The organism is Marinobacter litoralis, assembly GCF_003336705.1.
Lineage (GTDB): Bacteria > Pseudomonadota > Gammaproteobacteria > Pseudomonadales > Oleiphilaceae > Marinobacter > Marinobacter litoralis.
Genome location: NZ_QMDL01000003.1, coordinates 776,260 through 796,679, shown reverse-complemented (window position 1 = coordinate 796,679; position 20,420 = coordinate 776,260). Strand labels below are relative to the sequence as shown.

General features: G+C 55.3%; 20 protein-coding genes. 8 read left to right on the top strand and 12 right to left on the bottom strand.

Going from position 1 to position 20,420, the window contains the following annotated elements:
* Positions 1-9: 9 nt before the first annotated feature.
* The 4 genes from argB to coaBC all read right to left on the bottom strand — a co-directional run bounded on the left by argB (position 10) and on the right by coaBC (position 5,349).
* Entirely contained in the window at positions 10-906 is an 897-nt protein-coding gene (argB, locus tag DOQ08_RS13295) for an acetylglutamate kinase (protein WP_114335430.1), read from the bottom strand.
* 39 nt (positions 907-945) lie between these two features.
* A complete protein-coding gene (locus DOQ08_RS16190; protein WP_114335429.1) occupies positions 946-3,579 on the bottom strand; it encodes a phosphomannomutase/phosphoglucomutase in 2,634 nt (877 codons plus the stop codon).
* Between the two features lie 97 nt (positions 3,580-3,676).
* Positions 3,677-4,138, bottom strand: a complete 462-nt coding sequence (gene dut / locus DOQ08_RS13285) for a dUTP diphosphatase (protein ID WP_114335428.1) — start codon at positions 4,136-4,138, stop codon at positions 3,677-3,679.
* Positions 4,138-5,349: a bifunctional phosphopantothenoylcysteine decarboxylase/phosphopantothenate--cysteine ligase CoaBC gene (gene coaBC / locus DOQ08_RS13280; protein WP_114335427.1), complete on the bottom strand. Its 1,212-nt coding sequence runs from the start codon at positions 5,347-5,349 to the stop codon at positions 4,138-4,140. The genes dut and coaBC overlap by 1 nt, the downstream gene beginning before the upstream one ends.
* 175 nt (positions 5,350-5,524) lie before the next feature.
* Here coaBC and radC point away from each other — a divergent pair, with 175 nt between their 5' ends.
* The 3 genes from radC (at position 5,525) to rpmG (ending at position 6,821) form a co-directional block, all read left to right on the top strand.
* On the top strand, positions 5,525-6,199 hold the full coding sequence (radC, locus tag DOQ08_RS13275) for a RadC family protein (protein WP_114335426.1): 675 nt from the start codon (positions 5,525-5,527) through the stop codon (positions 6,197-6,199).
* Between the two features lie 218 nt (positions 6,200-6,417).
* Positions 6,418-6,654, top strand: a complete 237-nt coding sequence (gene rpmB / locus DOQ08_RS13270; RefSeq protein WP_114335425.1) for a 50S ribosomal protein L28 — start codon at positions 6,418-6,420, stop codon at positions 6,652-6,654.
* 11 nt (positions 6,655-6,665) lie between these two features.
* Complete coding sequence (rpmG, locus tag DOQ08_RS13265) at positions 6,666-6,821, top strand: 50S ribosomal protein L33 (RefSeq protein WP_114335424.1); 156 nt, start codon at positions 6,666-6,668, stop codon at positions 6,819-6,821.
* A 69-nt stretch (positions 6,822-6,890) separates the two neighbouring features.
* On the opposite strand, the gene DOQ08_RS13260 is transcribed toward rpmG, so the two are convergent.
* From DOQ08_RS13260 to DOQ08_RS13235, 6 genes are all read right to left on the bottom strand, one after another.
* A complete protein-coding gene (locus DOQ08_RS13260; protein ID WP_114335423.1) occupies positions 6,891-7,937 on the bottom strand; it encodes a quaternary amine ABC transporter ATP-binding protein in 1,047 nt (348 codons plus the stop codon).
* A 9-nt stretch (positions 7,938-7,946) separates the two neighbouring features.
* On the bottom strand, positions 7,947-8,981 hold the full coding sequence (locus tag DOQ08_RS13255; protein WP_114335422.1) for an ABC transporter permease: 1,035 nt from the start codon (positions 8,979-8,981) through the stop codon (positions 7,947-7,949).
* A gap of 97 nt (positions 8,982-9,078) precedes the next feature.
* Positions 9,079-10,047: an ABC transporter substrate-binding protein gene (locus tag DOQ08_RS13250; protein ID WP_114335421.1), complete on the bottom strand. Its 969-nt coding sequence runs from the start codon at positions 10,045-10,047 to the stop codon at positions 9,079-9,081.
* Between the two features lie 239 nt (positions 10,048-10,286).
* Positions 10,287-11,150 carry an endonuclease/exonuclease/phosphatase family protein gene (locus DOQ08_RS13245; RefSeq protein WP_114335516.1) on the bottom strand — a complete coding sequence of 288 codons (864 nt, stop codon included), beginning with the start codon at positions 11,148-11,150 and terminating at the stop codon, positions 10,287-10,289.
* 56 nt (positions 11,151-11,206) lie between these two features.
* Positions 11,207-11,842, bottom strand: a complete 636-nt coding sequence (locus tag DOQ08_RS13240) for a thiol:disulfide interchange protein DsbA/DsbL (protein ID WP_114335420.1) — start codon at positions 11,840-11,842, stop codon at positions 11,207-11,209.
* A 183-nt stretch (positions 11,843-12,025) separates the two neighbouring features.
* The gene (locus DOQ08_RS13235) at positions 12,026-12,640 is read right to left on the bottom strand and encodes a c-type cytochrome (RefSeq protein ID WP_114335419.1); all 615 of its coding nucleotides are present in this window, start codon (positions 12,638-12,640) and stop codon (positions 12,026-12,028) included.
* A 178-nt stretch (positions 12,641-12,818) separates the two neighbouring features.
* Between DOQ08_RS13235 and yihA the strand changes: the two genes are divergently transcribed.
* Positions 12,819-13,457 (top strand): ribosome biogenesis GTP-binding protein YihA/YsxC, encoded by a 639-nt coding sequence (gene yihA / locus DOQ08_RS13230; RefSeq protein WP_114335418.1) that lies wholly within the window; start codon positions 12,819-12,821, stop codon positions 13,455-13,457.
* A 183-nt stretch (positions 13,458-13,640) separates the two neighbouring features.
* Here yihA and DOQ08_RS13225 read toward each other — a convergent pair whose 3' ends face one another.
* Positions 13,641-14,312 (bottom strand): TetR/AcrR family transcriptional regulator, encoded by a 672-nt coding sequence (locus tag DOQ08_RS13225; RefSeq protein ID WP_114335417.1) that lies wholly within the window; start codon positions 14,310-14,312, stop codon positions 13,641-13,643.
* 175 nt (positions 14,313-14,487) lie between these two features.
* Between DOQ08_RS13225 and DOQ08_RS13220 the strand changes: the two genes are divergently transcribed.
* From DOQ08_RS13220 to coaD, 4 genes are all read left to right on the top strand, one after another.
* Entirely contained in the window at positions 14,488-15,933 is a 1,446-nt protein-coding gene (locus tag DOQ08_RS13220) for a coniferyl aldehyde dehydrogenase (RefSeq protein WP_114335416.1), read from the top strand.
* A gap of 81 nt (positions 15,934-16,014) precedes the next feature.
* Positions 16,015-16,647 (top strand): hypothetical protein, encoded by a 633-nt coding sequence (locus DOQ08_RS13215; RefSeq protein ID WP_114335415.1) that lies wholly within the window; start codon positions 16,015-16,017, stop codon positions 16,645-16,647.
* A gap of 24 nt (positions 16,648-16,671) precedes the next feature.
* Positions 16,672-18,270 (top strand): GMC family oxidoreductase, encoded by a 1,599-nt coding sequence (locus DOQ08_RS13210; protein ID WP_114335414.1) that lies wholly within the window; start codon positions 16,672-16,674, stop codon positions 18,268-18,270.
* Between the two features lie 267 nt (positions 18,271-18,537).
* Entirely contained in the window at positions 18,538-19,020 is a 483-nt protein-coding gene (gene coaD / locus DOQ08_RS13205) for a pantetheine-phosphate adenylyltransferase (protein ID WP_114335413.1), read from the top strand.
* Positions 19,021-19,074: 54 nt separating this feature from the next.
* Here the strand turns inward: coaD and DOQ08_RS13200 are convergent, their stop codons facing one another.
* On the bottom strand, positions 19,075-20,367 hold the full coding sequence (locus DOQ08_RS13200; protein ID WP_114335412.1) for a DUF945 family protein: 1,293 nt from the start codon (positions 20,365-20,367) through the stop codon (positions 19,075-19,077).
* Positions 20,368-20,420 lie beyond the last annotated feature (53 nt).

Genomic DNA, 20,420 nt, shown 5'->3' with positions numbered 1-20,420 from the left:
TCAGACAGATCAGTTACGGGAAATCAGAGTACCAACACCTTCGTCGGTGAAGATTTCCAGTAAGCAGGCGTTGGCGACTCGGCCATCGATGATGTGCGATGTGCGCACGCCATTTTCCACAGCACTCAACGCGCAACGGATCTTTGGCAGCATGCCGCCATGGATGGTGCCGTCTTCGATCAGCTCATTAACCTGCTGGGCCGTGAGACCAGTGAGCACTTTGTCTTCCTTGCTCTTCAGACCAGCCACGTTGGTCAGGAGCATCAGCTTTTCGGCCTTCATGGCCTCGGCCACCTTACCGGCCACCAGATCGGCGTTGATATTGTACGAAGCACCATCCGGCCCCACACCGATGGGGGCAATCACAGGAATAACATCGCTGCGAGTCAGCATATCGATGACATTAACGTTCACACTGGCGACTTCGCCCACGTGGCCGATATCGATGATCTCGGGGCGTTCGAGCTCCGGTGAGCGGTCAACCACTTCCAGCTTGCGGGCGCGAATCAGATTCGCGTCTTTGCCGGTTAAGCCGATGGCGGTGCCGCCTTGGGCATTGATCAGCGATACGATTTCTTTGTTGACCTGACCGCCCAACACCATTTCCACCACATCCATGGTTTCAGAGTCGGTCACTCGCATGCCGTTCACAAAACGGGACTGGATATTCAGCCGCTCAAGCAGCTCACCAATCTGAGGCCCGCCGCCGTGGACCACGATCGGGTTAATGCCGACCAGTTTCATCAACACCACGTCACGGGCAAAGCTGCTTTTCAGCTCCTCATTTTCCATGGCGTTACCGCCGTACTTAATGACGACGGTCTTACCGGTAAACCGTTGGATATACGGCAGGCCTTGGCTCAGTACCGAAGCGACCTGCATGGCTGTTTCACGATTCAGCGCCATGATGATGTGTTGATCCTTACTGTCAGAGAATGGTTAAAATCAGAAATTTGCGACCAAATCCGGCGCAGCTTTCTGTAGTTGTTCCCGGAACACGGTTTTGATTCGTTCCAGAGCCTCATCCGTTTCTGCCTCAAACCGCAGTACCAGAACAGGCGTGGTATTGGAGGCCCGGCACAGGCCCCAACCGTCAGGGTAATCCACGCGGATGCCATCGATGTTGCTGACGTTGCCATCACCGAAATCACCCAGTTCGCCAAAACGCTCAATGATCGCGAATTTATCGCTTTCCGTCACTTCGACATTCAGCTCCGGGGTGCTGATGTCTTCAGGGAAGTCTTCAAATACTTCGTCACTATGACGGTCTTCAATGCCCAAAATTTCCAGTAGCCGGGCTGCCGAATACAGGCCGTCATCAAAACCGTACCAACGCTCACCAAAGAACACGTGGCCGCTCAGTTCGCCCGCCAGCAACGCCCCGGTTTCCTTCATCTTGGCTTTCATCAGGGAATGGCCGCTTTTCCACATAACAGGGCGGCCACCGGCTTCGGATATCACCCCGGCCAATCGACGACTGCATTTCACATCGTACAGTACATCGGCCCCGGGGTTACGGGAAACTACGTCTCGGGCAAACAACATCATTAGCCGGTCTGGCCAGATGATTTTGCCTTTATTGGTAACCACGCCCAAGCGATCTCCGTCGCCATCAAAGGCAATGCCAATGTCGGCACCGACTTCCTGTACCTTGGCAATCAGGTGCTGTAGATTATCAGGCTTGCCGGGGTCCGGGTGATGGTTCGGGAAGTCACCATCAACATCGCAGAACAGAGGCACCACTTCGCAACCCAGTTCTTCTACCAGAATAGGCGCAAGCTCACCGGCAATACCGTTGCCGGCATCCACCACGACTTTAAGCGGCGCAGCTACCGCAATATCACCCACGATGCGATCAAGGTAAGCGCGACGAACATCGTCCCCAGTCTGTTCACCCTGCCCCGAGGTGAAATCTCCGGTCTGGATGCGTTGATAAAGTTTTTGAATGGCATCACCGGAAAGGGTTTCTCCCCCCAGCATGATTTTCAGACCGTTGTAGTTGGCCGGGTTGTGGCTCCCGGTCACCATCGCACCCGACCCTGTGTTCAGATGATGCGTGGCAAAGTACAGCACCGGGGTGGGCACAGCGCCCACGCGAATCACGTTACAGCCGGCAGCCATAACGCCTTTTGCCAATGCATCTGCCAGTTCAGGGCTGGAATGGCGGCCATCGTAGCCAATGCACAAAGAGACGATACCCCGCTCGGTTGCCTCTGACCCGATTGCCTGACCAATAATTTCCACAACGCCCGCTGAAAGATTTTCGCCAACGATGCCGCGGATGTCGTACGCCCGGAAAATCTCGGCTTCGACCTGAATATCCGGCACCGTGTTTTCAAGCACATCCGGAATGTCTTCATCAAACAAAGGCGCATCCGAGGTGCCTAGCCCCAAAACATCATCGTCGCCATCAAGCATGTCCATGCCCAGGGAACTGTCGCTGTCGAACAAGGCTTCCTCTTTCTCGCTTGGCTTCGGTGCTGGCGCAGAAGCCGTTTTCGGGGCCGCGGTGCCTTTCGCCTGTGACACCCGTTTTTCAACCACTTGGGACACCCTTAACAGCACTTCTCCGGTCGAGGCAACCATATCCCACTGCGTGCTGGGTAGTTTGTGGCGTTCACCACTGAATACTTTGTAAGCCCACTGGGTCATGGCGCTTACCTCTTCACGCACGCTGCGCTGCGCTTTACCCAGCAACAGCCACACGACTGCCGCGGCTACAAGTACTGGAACAAGGACCAACAACGCTAACAAAACGGTACTGACAGGGGGAGCCGGGGGCTTACCCGGCTGATACACAAGATCCCAATCCGGATTCATCAGACTACGTGATATTTCTGTCCCGCTACCGCTGCCTATGCTGATCACGGGGCGCTTGCTGCCCGCTGCCGTCTGCACCAATGCCAGGCGACCACCAATCGTTTCGTTGCTCACTTGCAGCAGGGGCGCCAAATGGTCGGCCTTGAACACCACCAAGACCGTGCCTATCACCGCCTTGCTGACCGAGCTTCTGACCGGGGCAGCAAATTGCAGGTACCATTGGTTATCCCGGGGAAACGCATCGGGCAACATCGGCTGACCATTTTCCGCCCGCTGCGCTAATTCCAGCCCGGCAAAACCGAGCAGATTCTCGCTGTCCCCGGTTCTCGGAATGCCTCGCCGCGGAAACACAAACACAGCGGCAGCGCCGTTCACCGCCGACACCAGCTGGCTGGATAAAGGCCTTAGATCAGACTCGCGAGCAACTGAGTCGATCACAAATTGCTGATTGGCCACTGCCTGAACCTGCCCCTGCAGGGCTTTCAGATAGTGATTCAGCCGCTGTTGCGCACTATCCGCCTCAACATTTACAGCACGCTCAAAATCTTTCGTTGCAACAGGGATCGAAACCAGAAAATGCAGTAAGGCCGCAGAGATCACACCAGCAAGAACCACCACCAACGCCTGGCTAACCGCTACCGAGCTGAGTTTTCTCAGACCACTACCGCCTCGGCTGCCTTTCACTTTGGCTTTCGGCGCGTCCGTTACCGGCTGCTCTTCTGCGGTATCGTTATTGATCTTTTTCTTACCGAATTTCATAGCGCATCCCATCGTTATTTTCTTGTTCCGGACAGACACTTACCTTCGCAGTATAGTCGTCAGACTAACCGAGCGCCGCCACCTGACGACAACCGAATCAGTGACTTCCTGTCGATCCAAAACCGCCTTCGCCGCGGTCGCTGGCGTTAAACTCGGACACCACTTCAAAATCTGCCTGTACCACCGGCACCAGTACCATCTGGGCAAGACGCTCGCCAATTTCGATGGTGAATTCAGTCTGGCCACGATTCCAGCACGACACCATCAGCTCGCCCTGGTAATCCGAATCGATCAGCCCCACCAGATTCCCCAAAACAATGCCGTGCTTATGGCCCAAACCACTGCGCGGCAGAATCATAGCCGCCAGAGCGGGGTCCGCTATGTGTACCGACAACCCCGTTGGAATCAGATGGGTATCGCCGGGGGCCAAGGTAAGTGGCTCTTTCAGGCAGGCACGCAAGTCCAGACCGGCGGACCCTTCAGTTGCGTACTCAGGAAACGGAATTTCGGAACCAATGCGGTCATCCAGAATTCTTACCTGCAATTTTTTTCGAGTCATTACTTGTCGGCCTTCTTGCTGTGTTCTTCGATTAGCGCCACCAGACGGGTGGCAATGTTCTGTTTACTGTCGGGCCCGATGGATTCCTGGCCATTCGGCCAAAAAACAGTGACCGCATTCTGGTCGCTGTTGAAACCTAATCCGGGGGTCGATACATCGTTGGCCACGATCATCTGCAACTTCTTGCGCTGCATTTTATCCATCGCGTAGCGGGCGACGTCAGTGGTTTCGGCGGCAAAGCCCACGGTAAATGGCGCATCGGGTCTGGCGGCAATGGTGGCCAGCGTATCCGGATTACGTACCAGCGAAAGGCTCATCTCATCGTTGGTTTTCTTGATCTTGTCCCCGGCGCAGGTTTGGGGCCGATAATCTGCCACCGCAGCGGTGGCAATAAAGACATCGCAACCTTCACTGACCGCCTGCTGTGAAGCCTGAAGCATGTCCTCGGCGGTGACCACAGAGCGCACTTTCACGCCCTCGGGGGCCGGCAAGGTAACCGGGCCACTGACCAAGGTAACCTCCGCACCCGCAGCCACCGCAGCGCGGGCAATGGCATACCCCATTTTGCCGGAGCTGTGATTGGATATGTAACGTACCGGGTCGATCGGCTCCCGCGTGGGGCCGGCGGTAATCACAAACCGCTTACCGCTGAGCGGTCCGGCTGGCTGCGGCACCTGCTCGGTCAGAATCAGCGTGGCCAACGCAGAAGGTTCCAGCATTCTGCCGGGGCCGGTGTCTCCGCACGCTTGTTCACCCTGATCCGGGCCCCAAATCGTCATTTGCGGATCTTCTGACAATAACCGGAGGTTGCGCTGGGTGCGGTGATTTTTCCACATGGCCTGATTCATCGCCGGCGCTACCGCGATGGGCGCTTCAGTGGCGCAGCACACGGTGGTAAGCAGATCATCGGCCATGCCATGAGCCAACCGAGCCAGAAAGTCCGCAGAGGCTGGCGCAATCACCACCTGATCCGCCCACTTTGCCAGCTCAATATGGCCCATGCCGGCTTCGGCTTCCGGGTCCAACAACGACGTGCGCACAGGCTCGCCGCTCAACGCCTGAAACGTCAGGGGTGTAACGAAGGCTTCTGCCCCCTGAGTCATGATCACACGAACGTCCAACCCGGCTTTTTTCAGCTGCCGAACCAGTTCAGCGCTCTTGTAGGCGGCGATGCCACCGGTGATTCCCAGCAGTATTCGTCTGACGGCCATGAGGGCTCCGTAATCCCGTAAAATGAAAGACTTGTAAGATAGCATGCAAGCCCTGACAGCGCAGCCAGCACGCACGATTGTTCCGTTTACCAAATGTTACCTTTTCGAGTAACCTTTGTAACTTTGAGAACCACGTGCAGGACGCACGCTTTAACCACACCCGCAAGGATGCGATATGAACCAATCCGATTGGCCCAACGATGAACGGCCACGTGAACGACTGCTTGCTCACGGTGCCGAGTCTTTGTCGGACGCCGAGCTTCTGGCCATTTTTTTACGCACTGGTACCGCCGGCATGCCGGTCATGGCGATGGCGCGCCACTTGATCGAAGAATTTTCGAGCCTGCGTGGCCTGATGACGGCCTCCCGTCGCCAGTTTTGCCAAGTAAAAGGTCTGGGCACCGCGAAGTACGCGCAAGTTCAGGCCGCCATGGAAATGGCAAGGCGGGTGATGGATGAACCGCTGCGACAAGGCGACCCTCTGCGCTCTCCCGCCGATACCCGGCGTTTCCTGACCAGCCGCCTGGCCACCTACCCTCACGAAGTTTTTGCCGGCTTATTTCTGGATAACCGCCATCGCGTCATTCAGTACCGGGAATTGTTCCGCGGCACCATCGACGGGGCCGCCGTGTACCCGCGGGAAGTTGTCCGACAGGCCCTGGAAGATAATGCAGCGGCGGTGATTTTCGCGCATAATCACCCGTCCGGAGTGGCCGAACCCAGTCAGGCAGACATCTCTCTGACTCGTCGCCTGAAAGAAGCTCTGGGGTTGGTCGATATCAGGGTTCTTGACCATATGGTTATCGGTCACGGTGAGGTAATATCCCTCGCTGAAAGAGGGTTGATGTAACCGCCATGAAGTCGCGACCGAAAAACTGGCCAAAATCCCAACAATTTTTTGCGTTGGGCCCCCGGTTCTGGTATAAAAGCGTCCCTTTCTGGCGGTATCTGGCGTGTTGCGCCCAGTTTACAGGCGCGAACCGGTAGCAAAGTTAGCTCCGGAGCAACCAGAGACGCGTTAAATAACGAATTCGCATTGATAGACCAGTGCTCAGGTCGGAGGCATGTATGTCCAGAGTTTGTCAGGTTACCGGTAAGCGTCCGGTTACCGGTAACAACGTATCCCACGCGATGAATCACACTCGTCGTCGTTTTCTGCCGAATCTGCAGAACCACCGTTTCTGGGTTGAGTCCGAGAAGCGTTTTGTGAAGCTGCGCGTATCCACTAAGGGCATGCGCATCATCGATAAAAAAGGTATTGACGCTGTACTGGCCGATCTTCGTGCCCGCGGCGAGAAATTCTAAGGAGCTGCATCATGCGCGAAAAAATTAAGCTGGTATCGTCAGCAAACACCGGTCACTTCTACACGACCATGAAGAACAAGCGTAACACTCCGGAAAAAATCGAGATCAAAAAGTACGATCCGGTTGTCCGTAAGCACGTTGCGTACAAGGAAGCCAAGATCAAGTAATTGATCCTGCCTCCACAAAAAACCCGGCCTTCAAGCCGGGTTTTTTATTGCCTGAACATCAAGAAACATTCATGACAAGCGGGCACCGCTTCCTTCTGTCGGCACCAAGGCCTTGGTCAGCTCCGTCATTGCAAGTCGGCCAACCGGCTGACCGTTACGCACAACCCGAAAGACCTGACTCACATCGCCACCCGACTTAGCCAGAACCGACTCCAGGTTATCCGTCTCCAGCACATCACCTGCAAAGGACTCGGCATCGTTCACCGGCCCCATGACCGAACGCACACGCAACACCCGGGCGCGATTGATATCGCTGATGAAATCGACAATATACGGATCGTTAGGCTGCAACAATATGCCTTGAGGATCACCCTGCTGCACCACTTCCCCGTCTTTGAGAATGACCAGATGGTCCGCCAGCTTCAACGCTTCATCCAGGTCATGAGTGATGAAGACAATGGTTTTATGCAATTCAGCCTGCAGTTCCAGCAACAGATCCTGCATGTCCGACCGAATCAGCGGGTCCAGGGCCGAGAAGGCTTCGTCCATCAGCATGACCGGCGAATTCGACACTAGGGCACGGGCAATTCCGACTCGCTGCTGCATACCGCCAGATAGTTGGTGAGGATATTGCTCTTCGCTGCCTTCCAGGCCAACACGGGCCAACCACTTGCGAGCCTCTTCTTCATAGGCCTCACGACCCTGCCCTGAAATTTCCCAGGACAGCCCGGCATTTTCCAACACGGTTTTGTGAGGCAACAACGCGAACTTTTGGAACACCATGGACATTTTCTGGCGCCGCAGCGTACGCAAACCTTCCTCGCCCAACGCCAAAACGTCTTCACCGTCGAACAGGATTTCGCCGGTGGTCGGCTCGATCAGGCGATTTAGGTGGCGAATCAACGTCGACTTACCAGAACCAGACAGCCCCATAATGACGGTGACTTCGCCTTCATGCACATCCACATTAATGTCTTTCAGGCCAAGCACGTGGCCATGTTCGTCTTGCAGACTAGCTTTGCTTGCCCCCTGCCTGACATGCTCTAGCGCGGCTTCCGGTTCCGGCCCAAAAATCTTGTACAAATTGCGAATCGCGATTTTGACATTCTTTGCCACGATACTGCCTCACTGTTTCTGTGCGGAATTGACCCGGGCCAGAGAGGCCTTGGTAACACGGTCAAGAATGACCGCCAGCAATACAATGCCAAGACCCGAAACCAGACCAACCCCTAATTCCAGATTTCGTATGCCTCGCAATACCAACACCCCCAAGCCCGGTGCCGACACCAAAGAGGCAATCACGACCATCGCCAAGCTCATCATTATGGTCTGGTTCACACCGGCCATAATGTTGGGCAATGCCAGGGGAATCTGAACTTTGAACAGTTTTTGCCGGGGCGTCATACCGAATGCATCGGCCGCCTCAATCACTTCTTTGTCCACCAGCCGAATACCCAGATCGGTCAGCCGCACCACGGGAACGATGGCGTAGAGGATAATGGCGATGCCGTACAATTTGGACTCTGTGACACTGAACAGGAAAATCAAGGGGATCAGATACACAAACGGCGGCAGGGTCTGCAGCATATCCAGAACCGGGATAGTCCCCCGTTGCAACCAATCGTTTCGCGCCATAGCGATGCCGATAGGAACCCCGATCAACACGCACAGGAAGGCGCAAACAAAAATAATGGCCAGGGTCTGCATCGCGTATTCGTAGTAATCAATAAACGCTAACAAGCCGATGGAGAAGGCCACAAACGTCACCAGCTTCCAGGACTTGCTCACCAAAAACACCACCGCCAACATCACCGGAATCACTATCCACCAAGGCGTGTTGAGCATGACGTAAAGTGAACCGTCGAGAAACCAGCTCAAAGGCTGGGTAAGCGGGTCCAGAACCAGACTCAGGCTGTCTTTGACCTCCAAAAAGCCCTGTTCAAGCCCCTTGGTAAGATCCCGGGATTGCGGAAACGCTTCGCACGACTCATTCAGCGCGTCCATTGAGGGAAACGGTAAATCCCAAAGCGATTGGGATTCGGCATCCTGCCCTTTGCTCTTGGCCAGCAAATCAGCCATGGATAAGGGGCCAGAGTCTTTATTTTGGCCACACCATTCCTTCAGACCCAAGGTTGAGAATAACCAGTCGTATGTTGCCATCGGGTATGCCTATTTTGTAAAACCGTCAATCAGAATGGGACATTCGGAACATGCCCGGCCCACCTGACGGCGGCAAGCCGGGCTTCGGGTTGGCGCTTTAATTTCCTAGCAGGCGGCTCAGACGTTTTCGGGCATCGTCGTTTAACCACGAAGACCACTCTTCTCCGTAATTGGTCAGGTAGTAGACAGCGGCTTCCTCGGCCGTGGCATTGTTGGCATCCATCCACGCAAGCAAAGAGCTCATGGTTTCAGTTTCAAAACTTAGCTGAGCCAACATCTCTGCCACTTCAGGCTCGCGATCTTCGAAGTCCGGCGTGACGGTGGTCAGCACCGTCGCGGCCGGAAATTCCGACACGGTAGGGTTCTCGGCATCAGGCGACTGGTTCTTGGCATGCACTTCCGGTTTGTATTCACCCAGTTTCACTCGCGTCATGTCGAACTTGCCGAGCGGGACGGTTGGCCCCCAGTAATAGCCAAACCAAGGCTCTTCCTTCTGCACAGCTGATGCCATAGACGACGCCAGAGTCTCACCCGAACCATGATTGAACACATCGATACCGGCCGCCTCGAGATCCAGCGCCCGCACCAGATTGTCGTTAGCGACACGGCAGCCCCACCCGTCGGGGCAGTTGTTGAATCGGCCACCCACCAATTCAGGGTTAGCCATAATCCCTTCAATGGTGGTCAGTTCCGGGTGTTTTTCCGCCAGATAAGTCGGAATCCACCACCCTTCGATACCACCAGGCCGCAACACTTTGGTCAGCGGCTTGATTTTCCCTGCAGCCTCCAAACGCTCGTAGGCTTCGCCAGCGGAGTTTTTCCAGAGTTCAGTAACGATATCCGGCTCGCCGTTTTCGGCAACAGAGGTCACTGCCGGCACAGTGTCTGAAGGCACAACAGTCACATCGCAACCGTAGCCCTGCTCCATGATGAACTTGGCAACGCTGGTGACCACCGTATTAGACGCCCAGTTCATTTCAGTGATCGACACCTCGCCACAGTCGGCACTCGCCAGCGAAGGTATCGTTAGGGCACAAAGTAATGCTGAATAGGAAAGTTTTCTCATAGCTCACTCCCGTCGGTAACACAGTATCTGGGGTGTTTAGTCCGGACGCGGCAATAGCTAATATGATCAATAAGATAACTCGGACCACCTAGGCAATCCGAAACCGCTCGGCCGCCGCCACAAAACGCCCGCGACCACCCAGACTTATCACAATCCATAGACTTCTAAGCATAAGACTTCAGCCCGAAGTTACAAGATTTTTAAAAAATCGGTAGCCTGAGAGGACACAGCGAGGGCAATTAAAAGGTTTCGAGGTAACCCTTGGGCAAGGCAATATCGAGCGAGATCGGCAGGTGGTCTGAGACGGGATAGCTCACCACCCCAGATTGTCGAATCTCCAATGACGGGCTGACCAGAATGTGATCCAACGCTTTTTCGGGACGCCAGCTTGGGAAGCTATGGGCGGTGGCAGGCAATGGTACAAGGTCAGTTTCACGCAGAGGCGTTTGGGTCAGCAACTGCTCGGCATGGGCGTTCATATCCCCCATCAGCACCACATGCTGATATTTACTGATCAGATCACGAACGAAGCCCAACTGACGCTGCTGCGCAGACTTACTCAACGACAGATGCATCTGCACCAACACCAATGGATCTTCTTCCAGACCATAGCGCGCGACGATGGCACCCCGACCCGGGATCAGCCCGGGCAGCTTGTGTTCAGTCACATCCAATGGTTTGTAGCGGCTCAAGAAACCGTTGCTGTGCTGGGCAAGCTGGCCCAGGTTCCGGTTCAGCTGCTGATACCAGTACGGTATGCCTGCGGCTTCGGCCAGATACTGAACCTGATTGACATAACCACTGCGCAGACTGCCGCCGTCGCATTCCTGCAAAGCAACCACGTCGTACTGCCGCAACAGCGTGGCGATACGATCAAGGTTTTCAAAACGGCGGCGATTAGGCAGGAAATGCTGCCAGCTACGGGTCACATAGTGGCGATACGAAGACGTGTTGATACCAACCTGTATATTGAAGGTCAGCAGCCGGATGTGGCGGTGAGGCTCGAAGTCTGGCACGTGCTCGCTTCCCGAACACGCACCACGCGGGGCGGCTTCCTGTGATTTCAATATGCCGTTGATCTGGCTACGAATCCGCTTATACATAATCACCCGGAATCTGAACGGAAACCCTGAAAGCCACACGCATCAGACTTCTCCTTTTACTCCGATACTCCCTGCTCTTTGCTGACCAGGTAATCGACAACCTTCAGTACGTTTTCATGTCCTCTGGCCATGGTTGCCGTGACCACGTACTTACCGTTAACCAGCATAGTCGGAGTCCCGGTAACTTGCGCACCCATAATTTTGCTTTGGGCCTGATGCACGCGCGAGCGAACGGCAAAACTGTTGTAGGCATCCACAAAGGCTTCAGCATCAACACCGTAATCCGCCACAAAATCTGCCAGCGCTTCCGCCGAGTTCAGCGGCCGACGCTCACCTGCCAAAGCTTCAAACAAAGCATCGTGCACTTTATCCAGCTCACCCATGGACTCCAGCGCATAGAATGCGAAAGCATGTGGCGCCCAGCTCTCACCGAGCACAGCCGGCAGGCGAACATAATTCACGTAATCGGGCGCCTTCTCTTCCCACGCCTCTGACAGCGGCTTGAAGTTATAACAGTGCGGGCAGCCATACCAGAACACTTCAGCCACCTCTACTCCGCTGTCGGAGGCTGTGCTAACCGGGGTGGTCAAGGTGCGGTAATGCACACCGTTTTTCCATGTTTCAGCACTGGCGAAGCCACTGAAAGCCAGCGCTGCAGCCATGGTTACTATCAGGGTTAGGGTTCTGATCATGAAAATCTCCGAGCGTTAACGTGTTTGTTCGTTCTATTTAAGTCGCTTGATTATGACCCAGCCACGCTCAAAAGTTCCACAGAGCGTAACAGTAAATAATTACAGAAGGTTAAGAGGCTACCCGCGCCCAAAAACAAAAACCCCGCCGGAGCGGGGTTTTCTGATCTGAGAGGACTGATGAAATCAGTGCAAACCAGATACGTAGTTGGCAACCGCCTCGATTTCAGCGTCCGTCAACTTGGAAGCCACATCAGCCATGATGCTGGCATTCGCGGTAGTGGCACGAGTGCCATCGCGGTACGCTTGAAGCTGCTTGGCAACGTACTCGGCATTTTGACCACCCAGAGCCGGATAACCAGCAGGCTCGTTACCTTTACCGCTCGGGTTGTGACAGCCCGCACAGGCCGGCACGCCAGAAGCCATGTTACCGCCACGGAAAATAGCCTGCCCTTGCGCGATTAACTCTTCGTCAGCGTTCGCCTGATTAACCACCAGCTCCTGCTTGTTGAAGTAGGCTGCAAGATCTTTCAGGTCTTGGTCCGTCATGGCGGTCAGCAAGCCGGTCATCTCTGGTATTGAACGGTCGCCGGACTTAATGTCTGTCAGCTGACGGTACAGGTATTTTTCACCCAAACCGGTCAGTTTCGGATAGCTCGCCATCATCGGCTTAGCGCCACCTTGGCCGTGACAAGCTGCACACACGGCTGCTTTCTGTTCACCCGCTGCCGGATCTCCTGCCCCGTGAGCCATAGCTGACAAGCTAACTCCGAGAACCACTCCTGCGATCAGTCTTTTCATGCCCGCTCCGCTTCTCTCATCTTAGAATCGTGAAAGTATTCTGGTTGTTCGCCGGATGGCCTCTGGGATAAGGCTCAAAACCGGGACTAACAGCGGAACGCGCAGCGCACCGCCGGAAATTGGTGTAGCATTATACATTAATCGTCGATAACTGAAATCCAAAGGAACAGCAACCGTCGTGGACCCTGATCTGACTCAAAAAAGCGTCTCATTCAATAGCGCCCGTTTTCTCATCAGCGCTTCCAAACTGGACGAGTGCCCGCCCGATTACGGCGCCGAGGTTGCCTTCGCTGGTCGTTCTAATGCCGGCAAGTCCAGCGCACTCAACGCCATCACCGTCAACGGCAAACTGGCACGAACCAGTAAAACCCCCGGCCGCACCCGGCTGATCAACTTCTTCAGCCTGAACAAAGAGAACATGCACTTGGTGGACCTGCCTGGCTACGGCTACGCAAAAGTTTCCCGAGACATGAAAGATGACTGGCAAAAACATCTGGGACACTACCTTAACGAGCGCCGCTGCCTTCGCGGCCTGGTATTGGTCATGGATATTCGCCACCCGCTGACCGAATTTGACCAAATGATGATCGAATGGTGCGAGCACAACAAGCTGCCGCTGATGATCCTTGCCACCAAAGCTGACAAACTAAAGTTTGGACAAGCCAAAACAGCGATGCTGGGCATTGCCAATAAATTGAAGAAGTATGAGTACGTGGAACATCTGGTGATGTTTTCGGCCACGTCAAAGCTGGGACTTGATGAATGCCGTTCGGTGCTGACGAATTGGCTGGAGACGCCCGAGGAAATCGAAGGCTGATTACCCTGTCGGGGAAAAAGCCGGCCCACGATGAGTAGGCCGGTAAACGTCAGGGTTTGCGACGTGCTTTGCCCCTCAGAAGAGGCAAACCTGAGAACTCACTCAGGAACAGCAGAGAAGTCCGGTTTTCTGCTGTAATTCGTTCGACCGGCACCACTCACAGAAGTTCAACTTTTATTCAGCTTAAGCGACAACAGAATCACGCTGTTCTGGTAAAACCGGGCGGTACTTTTCTCTTATAGCCAGCACCTCATCACGATATTCGGGCATCAAATAAGGCATCTCAAGCGTCAACACCTGATAGATGCCCTGCTTGAGCGCAGTCAGGCTCAGACCTTCATCGCCCGTGCTGCCATGGGCTGTTTTCAAAAACGCCATCCAGTTGGTTACTACCAGCCAGATATTCAGCGCCATGACTTCACGCAACTCTTCCGGCTGCTCCTGCACAATGCCCGCTTCCGCTAACTTTTCAAAAATCGTTTTCATCGCGGCCAGGCACCGATTGGTGAAATCACGATAATCGCTGCGCAGTCTCGGATCGCAATCCAGCAAGTATTCAAGATCCCGATGAAAAAAACGGTAGCTCCACAACCCATCAAACACCGACTCAAGATAAAAGGTCATGTCTGCGACCGTTAGGGGCCGGTCGTCTGGAATAACCAGGTAATAATCAACCAGCTTTTCGTATTCCTGAAAAATCTCATAGATGATGTCCGACTTGTTCCGGAAGTGGTAATACAGATTGCCCGGAGATATCGCCAAATGAGCGGCAATATGATTCGTCGTTGTGTTCCGTTCGCCCCGCTCATTAAAAAGCTCAAGGCTCGCCAACAGTATTTTGTCTCTGGTCTTCATTCTCACGCCGCAGTTTGTTGTTATCACATTGATGATGGCCCATTAGGCCACCCAGCATTTCTTGACTGAGTAGAGTATATACTCTAATAATAGCTGCTAGCGCAAATTTCATACACTCAGCGCCAACAACAACAGCTTCCAGCACCTTGACTGGAGAGCTCAGGGAGATAGCACAATGGTAGCCACCGTCGTTCAGATGACCGAAAGCAAAACTCAGATTCAACACACCCACCGGGTTTTCGAGAACCAGAAAAAAGCGTTCCGGAATAACCCGATGCCCTCTTCTTCTGAACGCAAAGAGAACCTGAAACGCCTGAAACGCGCCTTGCTGGCCAATCAGGATCGCTTGCTCGAAGCCATCGACCGCGACTTCAGCTGCCGCTCGAAGGATGAATCTTTAATTGCCGAGGTCATGCCGTCGATTCAGGGTATCAACTACACCCTGAAAAATCTGGACAGCTGGATGAAGCCGTCAAAGCGCCATGTCTCTGTACTGTTTCAGCCGGCCAGTAACAAAGTGCACTACCAGCCAAAAGGCGTGGTAGGCGTTATCGTGCCCTGGAACTATCCTCTGTATCTTGCCGTAGGCCCGTTGGTTGCGTCATTGGCCGCCGGTAACCGGACAATGGTCAAAATGTCCGAATTTACACCGCACACCTCGTCGCTGTTCAAAGAAATTATCGAGGGCATGTTCCCGGAAGATCTGGTTTCGGTGATTACCGGTGAAGCCGATGTGGCGGCCGATTTTTCTCGGCGCCCCTTCGATCACCTGCTCTTCACAGGCTCCACTTCAGTGGGCAAATTGGTTATGCGAGCTGCGGCTGAAAACCTGACTCCGGTCACCCTGGAGCTCGGCGGCAAATCCCCTGCGGTGGTATCCCCAGACGTGCCGCTTTCCGATGCTGCCCAACGTATTGCGTTCGGTAAAGCCATCAACGCCGGCCAAACCTGCGTGGCCCCGGATTACGTGCTGTGCCCCGAAGACCGCGTGCAGGCGTTTGTAGACGAGTTCCGCGCTCAGGCATCAACCATGTATCCGAGCCTGCGCGATAACGACGATTACACCGCCATCATTAACGAGCGCCAGTACGACCGCCTGCAAAGCTACCTTGAAGACGCCCGCGCCAAAGGCGCTGAGGTGATCGAGATCAACCCGGCCAACGAAAACATGAAAGATGGCACCCGCAAGATTCCGCTGACCTTGGTACTGAATGCCACCGAAGATATGAAGGTCATGCAGGACGAAATCTTCGGGCCGATCCTTCCCATTGTTACCTACACGGATCTGGACGATGCGATTCATTACATCAACGAACGCCCTCGTCCACTGGCGCTGTATTTCTTTGGCTATGACAGAGCGCAACAAGAACACATCATCGATCAAACCCACTCCGGTGGCATGTGCATCAACGATGCACTGATGCACGTAGCGCAAGATGACTTGCCCTTCGGCGGCGTTGGCGATTCCGGCATGGGCCATTACCACGGTAAGGAAGGTTTTATGACCTTCTCCCATCAACGGGCAATCTTTAGTAAACAGAAATTCAACAGCGGCAAATTCGTTTACGCACCTCACGGAACGGCCGCACACAAGATGATCTATAAACTGTTCATTCGTTAAAACGGCCTTATTCGGCACAGGCACCCGACAATGCGCTCGGGCCCTGTGCCAGTCCTAATAGACCACCAGAAAAGGTGTCCCATGCCTAACCAGACAAGCCACTCTGCCGAGAACAGCCCCCAACTGAGCCGACGAAGCTTCCTGAAAACCGGCGTCGGCGGCGCCTTGTTTTTAGGCACCGTCAGCATGACCGCAGGTCTGTCTGGTTGCGCAACAACTCCCGCTGGCCGAATCAGCGCCGTTGATAGCCGCATGAATGCGAGCTACGAATTCCAGTTTTTAAGTAAAGACGACATAACCCTGTTCGAAGCTTTGCTCCCGGCCCTGTTTGCCACAGCCTTGCCAGAGGACCCCAACGAGCGCCAGTTCGAGATTGCCGCCACCATCGAGCGAATTGATCAGGGCATCGTCCAGTTCGGCGCACCGAATCAGAAAGAGCTACGCAAACTCTTCGACCTGCTGAACTTCGCCCCTACGCGCATCACTTTGGCTCGGGTCTGGTCCGACTGGCCATCCGTCACCACCAAAGAAGCCGGTGCTTTCCTGAACCGCTGGCGCAATAGCCGCCTCGGCTTGCTGAACAACGGCTACATCGCGTTGAGCAAAATCGCCAACGTAGCCTTCTATGGTCACCAGAATCAGTGGCACCTGACCGGTTACCCGGGACCACCCGCCTGGATGGTTGACGCCCTACCTCAATTCAAAAATGCCTGATGACCCCGGAAAACGGAGAGCACTATGTCCATGAATGATCCCATCGCCCGGGGCCTGGCTTCCGGCTGGAACGTGGTCGATGCCAGCAAACTGACTGAAAACCAGACCGTCGAAGCCGACGTTGTCGTCATCGGCACCGGAGCCGGCGGCGGCACCACCGCCGAAATTCTCTCCAAACAAGGCTTTTCGGTAATACTGGTCGAAGAAGGTGGCCTGTATTACCAGAAAGACTTCAAAATGGACGAACAAACCGCCTACGCCACGCTCTACCAAGAAGGCATGAGCCGCACCACGGCCGATGGCGCCATATCCATTCTGCAGGGCCGCTGCGTGGGTGGTTCGACCACCGTCAACTGGACCAGCAGCTTCCGCACGCCGGAGCAAACTCTGAACTACTGGAGCCAAAAGTTCGGACTGGAAGGACTGGCCCCTGAGGTCATGGCACCTTGGTTCGACGGGCGAGAAGAACGCCACACCATGGCACCATGGCTAACACCGCCAAACCAGAACAACGGCATTTTACGCGACGGCTGCGAAGCGCTCGGGTACTCCTGGCAAACCATTCCCCGTAACGTTAACGGCTGCTGGAACTCCGGTTACTGCGGCGTGGGCTGCCCCGCCAATGCCAAACAAGGCGCCCTGCTGACCACCATTCCCGGCGCACTCGATAACCAAGCCCAAATGTTCCACGGCCTGCGCGCCGAGCGACTGGTCATGAAACAAGACCGCATCGACCACCTGCAAGCCACGGCCATGGGCTCAGACGGCGTTACCCCCTCCGGAGTCACCGTCACCTTGAAAGCCAAACACTTCGTGGTGGCCGCCAGCGCCATCGGCTCACCAGGCCTGCTGCTGCGTTCCGACCTGCCGGATCCGTACAACCGCGTCGGCAAACGCTCATTCATCCACCCGGTCAGCGCCTCCGTCGCCCGCATGCCCGCGAAAGTAGAGCCCTTCTACGGCGCACCACAGTCCATTTACTCGGATGAATTCAACTTCAGAAATGGCCACGACGGCCCCATAGGCTACAAACTCGAAGTACCACCACTGCACCCCGGCATGGCAGCCGGCGTTGTACCGGGTCACGGCCAAACACAACGCGATAACCTGGGCCAACTGCCTTGGCTTCAATCCGTCATTGCCCTACTCCGAGACGGCTTCCACCCCGAAAGCCCCGGCGGCACCGTCACCCTCCGTGACGACGGCAGCCCCGTACTCGACTACCCAATGACCGACTACCTGTGGAAAGGCATCCGCCAGTCCTACCTGGACATGGCCGAAATCCAATTCGCCGCTGGCGCAGAAGCCGTCCAAGCCATCCACATGGATTCCGCTTGGCACACCAGCTGGAAAGAAGCCAAAGCCGCCATCAACGAACTCCCGATGAAACCACACCGTGCCCGCATCTTCACCGCACACCAAATGGGCGGCTGCGGCATGGGCAGCAACCCGGAAGAATCCGTGGTCAACGGCTTCGGCGAACACCACCACGTGGCCAACCTAAACATCCACGACGCCTCCATCTTCCCCACCAGCATCGGCGCAAACCCGCAGCTGTCGGTTTACGCACTGGCGGCAAGAAACAGCGTGCGACTGGCGCAGAAGCTCGCAGCGAAAGGCTGAACAAAGGGCAACTGACACTGTCGGGGCGAGCCACTGGGTAGCGCGAGGCACAGGGTGAGGGTTGTCTTCCGGGAGTCTTGAGGGCCAAGGACGGCCCGAAAGAAGCGCACAGGGATGTGCTCGTAGCGTCTCCCGGAAGACAACCCTCGCTCTGTGCTAACTCCGGCTCAAGCAATCCTGCACAAAAGCCCCGGATCAAAAGCACAGGACTACAGCCCGAAAACCAATGCTGCTATGCTACCAAGCATAAAAACCAAGGAGCTGTGCATGCCAAAAGTAATTTACCCAGGCACCTTTGACCCCATCACCAACGGCCACACCGACCTCATTGAACGGGCCGGCCGCATGTTTGATGAAATCGTCGTCGCCGTTGCCTTCAACCCCAAAAAGCAACCACTGCTCAACCTCGACGAACGCTGCGAACTGGTCAGAAAAGCCACAGCACACATTCCCAACGTTACCGTCACCGGCTTCAGCAACCTGCTGGCAGAATTCGTGCGGGAGCAAAATGCCACCGTCATCCTGCGTGGCCTGCGGGCAGTATCAGACTTCGAATACGAATTTCAGCTAGCCGACATGAATCGCCGACTGGCGCCAGAAGTCGAAAGCGTGTTCCTGACACCCTCCAACCACCTGTCCTACATCTCCTCCACCCTGATCCGCGAAATTGCTTCCCTGGGCGGTGATGTATCGGAGTTTGTTGATCCAGCCGTTGCTGAAGCCCTGAAGCAGAAATTCAGCAAGGCCTGAGAACACAAAGAAAGGGAAAGCTGCACCACCGCATAGCGGTGGTGCTGAAACAACCTAAAGCAAAGGCGGCAGCGGAATCTGAACGCCATTAATATCCAGAACCAAATCTTCCATCTGCCCCTTCATCACCAACTCATCACCGTCGCGAACCAAGAGCCCCTGCTTTATCAACGGCGACAACTGCATGCGCACGGCCGGATACTCCTCAGCCAGCGCCAATGGCATCGACACATCCACCGAACCGACCAAGCGCTGCATCACCATCAACATGTTGGCACGCTCATCTTCGGACAGCTCCGGGTGTGAAATGTCCAAAGAGCCCTGAACTTCACCTTCCGGCGTATCGAGGCTCAATTCCCGAACACCTACCGAGAAGCCGCTGGCCGCCAGCCCCCGTACCGCCTCGTTAAACCGCTGCATCAGCGCCATCTGCTGCTGATAGGCAGAGCGCGAATCGGCACCCGCATCCATTGCCATCAACTGCATATCCGTCATGACCGAACTGAATGCGTTCCAGCTTTCAACATCCAAATGATCAACCGACACGGCCACCCGATGCGGGCCATACTCCGCATCGTTGACGCGCACCGCCTCCACAGCCAACACCGCCTCCGAATCAAGCGTCTGGCCGCCGTTACTGGCTTCACTGAGAGTCTCAAAAGAAACGTTGCTGACCGACAAAGCAGGAAGTTCGGCGCTATCCACCACCAAGGCCCCCAAGGTCATAGTGCCTGAACCGGTCCAGACATCACCGCTGAGCAGCGACATGCTCTGTTCTACGTGCAACTCCTGCAGTTTTACATCAGCCCGAGGACCAAGAATGTTCAACTCCGGCCAGACCATCAACACCTCGGCCTGCTCACCCATACGCCCTACTTCTACCCGGGCGAAACCGCCACTGGCGCTGACCGATTCGGGCCGGCCCGGTTGTTCAAACGACACCGGTGGAGCCTGAAATTCGACAACGGCCGAACCCCAAAGTCGGGTTTCCAACGTCAAACTTGGCTCTTCATCCTCGAGCCATTGGGCACCTTCATGTTGCCAGCCCCCATTCGGACTGAAATCCAACAAACTCCCGGTTACCCCGTGGGAAATGGCCACCTCGAAACCGATCTGATCGGCCTCGCCGGTTTTCGGATCAATCAGGGCGAGCGTACCGCTGGCCTGGGCACTGAAAACGCCCCGCTCATAGCGATCTGTTTCTAATCGAACAAACGGCTGCGACTGATTCACCTCTTCCGTCGCCTCTAGCCATTGCTGCTCCGTCAGGTAGCCCACGGCCCACGGCGCTACGCCCGCAACCAGCAAAACGGCTGAGCCAATCATCGTCCATTTGTTCAATTTCAACGTGTCTTTCCTATTCGCACAAAGCGTAGTGAGTTGTTGTTTCTCGCCTAAGG

Bases quoted from the DNA above. Each gene is read 5' to 3' on its own strand.
- argB (WP_114335430.1), bottom strand. From the start codon at position 906: ATGGCGCTGAATCGTGAAACAGCCATGCAGGTCGCTTCGGTACTGAGC.
- DOQ08_RS16190 (WP_114335429.1), bottom strand. From the start codon at position 3,579: ATGAAATTCGGTAAGAAAAAGATCAATAACGATACCGCAGAAGAGCAG.
- dut (WP_114335428.1), bottom strand. From the start codon at position 4,138: ATGACTCGAAAAAAATTGCAGGTAAGAATTCTGGATGACCGCATTGGT.
- coaBC (WP_114335427.1), bottom strand. From the start codon at position 5,349: ATGGCCGTCAGACGAATACTGCTGGGAATCACCGGTGGCATCGCCGCC.
- radC (WP_114335426.1), top strand. From the start codon at position 5,525: ATGAACCAATCCGATTGGCCCAACGATGAACGGCCACGTGAACGACTG.
- rpmB (WP_114335425.1), top strand. From the start codon at position 6,418: ATGTCCAGAGTTTGTCAGGTTACCGGTAAGCGTCCGGTTACCGGTAAC.
- rpmG (WP_114335424.1), top strand. From the start codon at position 6,666: ATGCGCGAAAAAATTAAGCTGGTATCGTCAGCAAACACCGGTCACTTC.
- DOQ08_RS13255 (WP_114335422.1), bottom strand. From the start codon at position 8,981: ATGGCAACATACGACTGGTTATTCTCAACCTTGGGTCTGAAGGAATGG.
- DOQ08_RS13250 (WP_114335421.1), bottom strand. From the start codon at position 10,047: ATGAGAAAACTTTCCTATTCAGCATTACTTTGTGCCCTAACGATACCT.
- DOQ08_RS13245 (WP_114335516.1), bottom strand. From the start codon at position 11,150: ATGTATAAGCGGATTCGTAGCCAGATCAACGGCATATTGAAATCACAG.
- DOQ08_RS13240 (WP_114335420.1), bottom strand. From the start codon at position 11,842: ATGATCAGAACCCTAACCCTGATAGTAACCATGGCTGCAGCGCTGGCT.
- DOQ08_RS13235 (WP_114335419.1), bottom strand. From the start codon at position 12,640: ATGAAAAGACTGATCGCAGGAGTGGTTCTCGGAGTTAGCTTGTCAGCT.
- DOQ08_RS13225 (WP_114335417.1), bottom strand. From the start codon at position 14,312: ATGAAGACCAGAGACAAAATACTGTTGGCGAGCCTTGAGCTTTTTAAT.
- DOQ08_RS13220 (WP_114335416.1), top strand. From the start codon at position 14,488: ATGGTAGCCACCGTCGTTCAGATGACCGAAAGCAAAACTCAGATTCAA.
- DOQ08_RS13215 (WP_114335415.1), top strand. From the start codon at position 16,015: ATGCCTAACCAGACAAGCCACTCTGCCGAGAACAGCCCCCAACTGAGC.
- DOQ08_RS13210 (WP_114335414.1), top strand. From the start codon at position 16,672: ATGTCCATGAATGATCCCATCGCCCGGGGCCTGGCTTCCGGCTGGAAC.
- coaD (WP_114335413.1), top strand. From the start codon at position 18,538: ATGCCAAAAGTAATTTACCCAGGCACCTTTGACCCCATCACCAACGGC.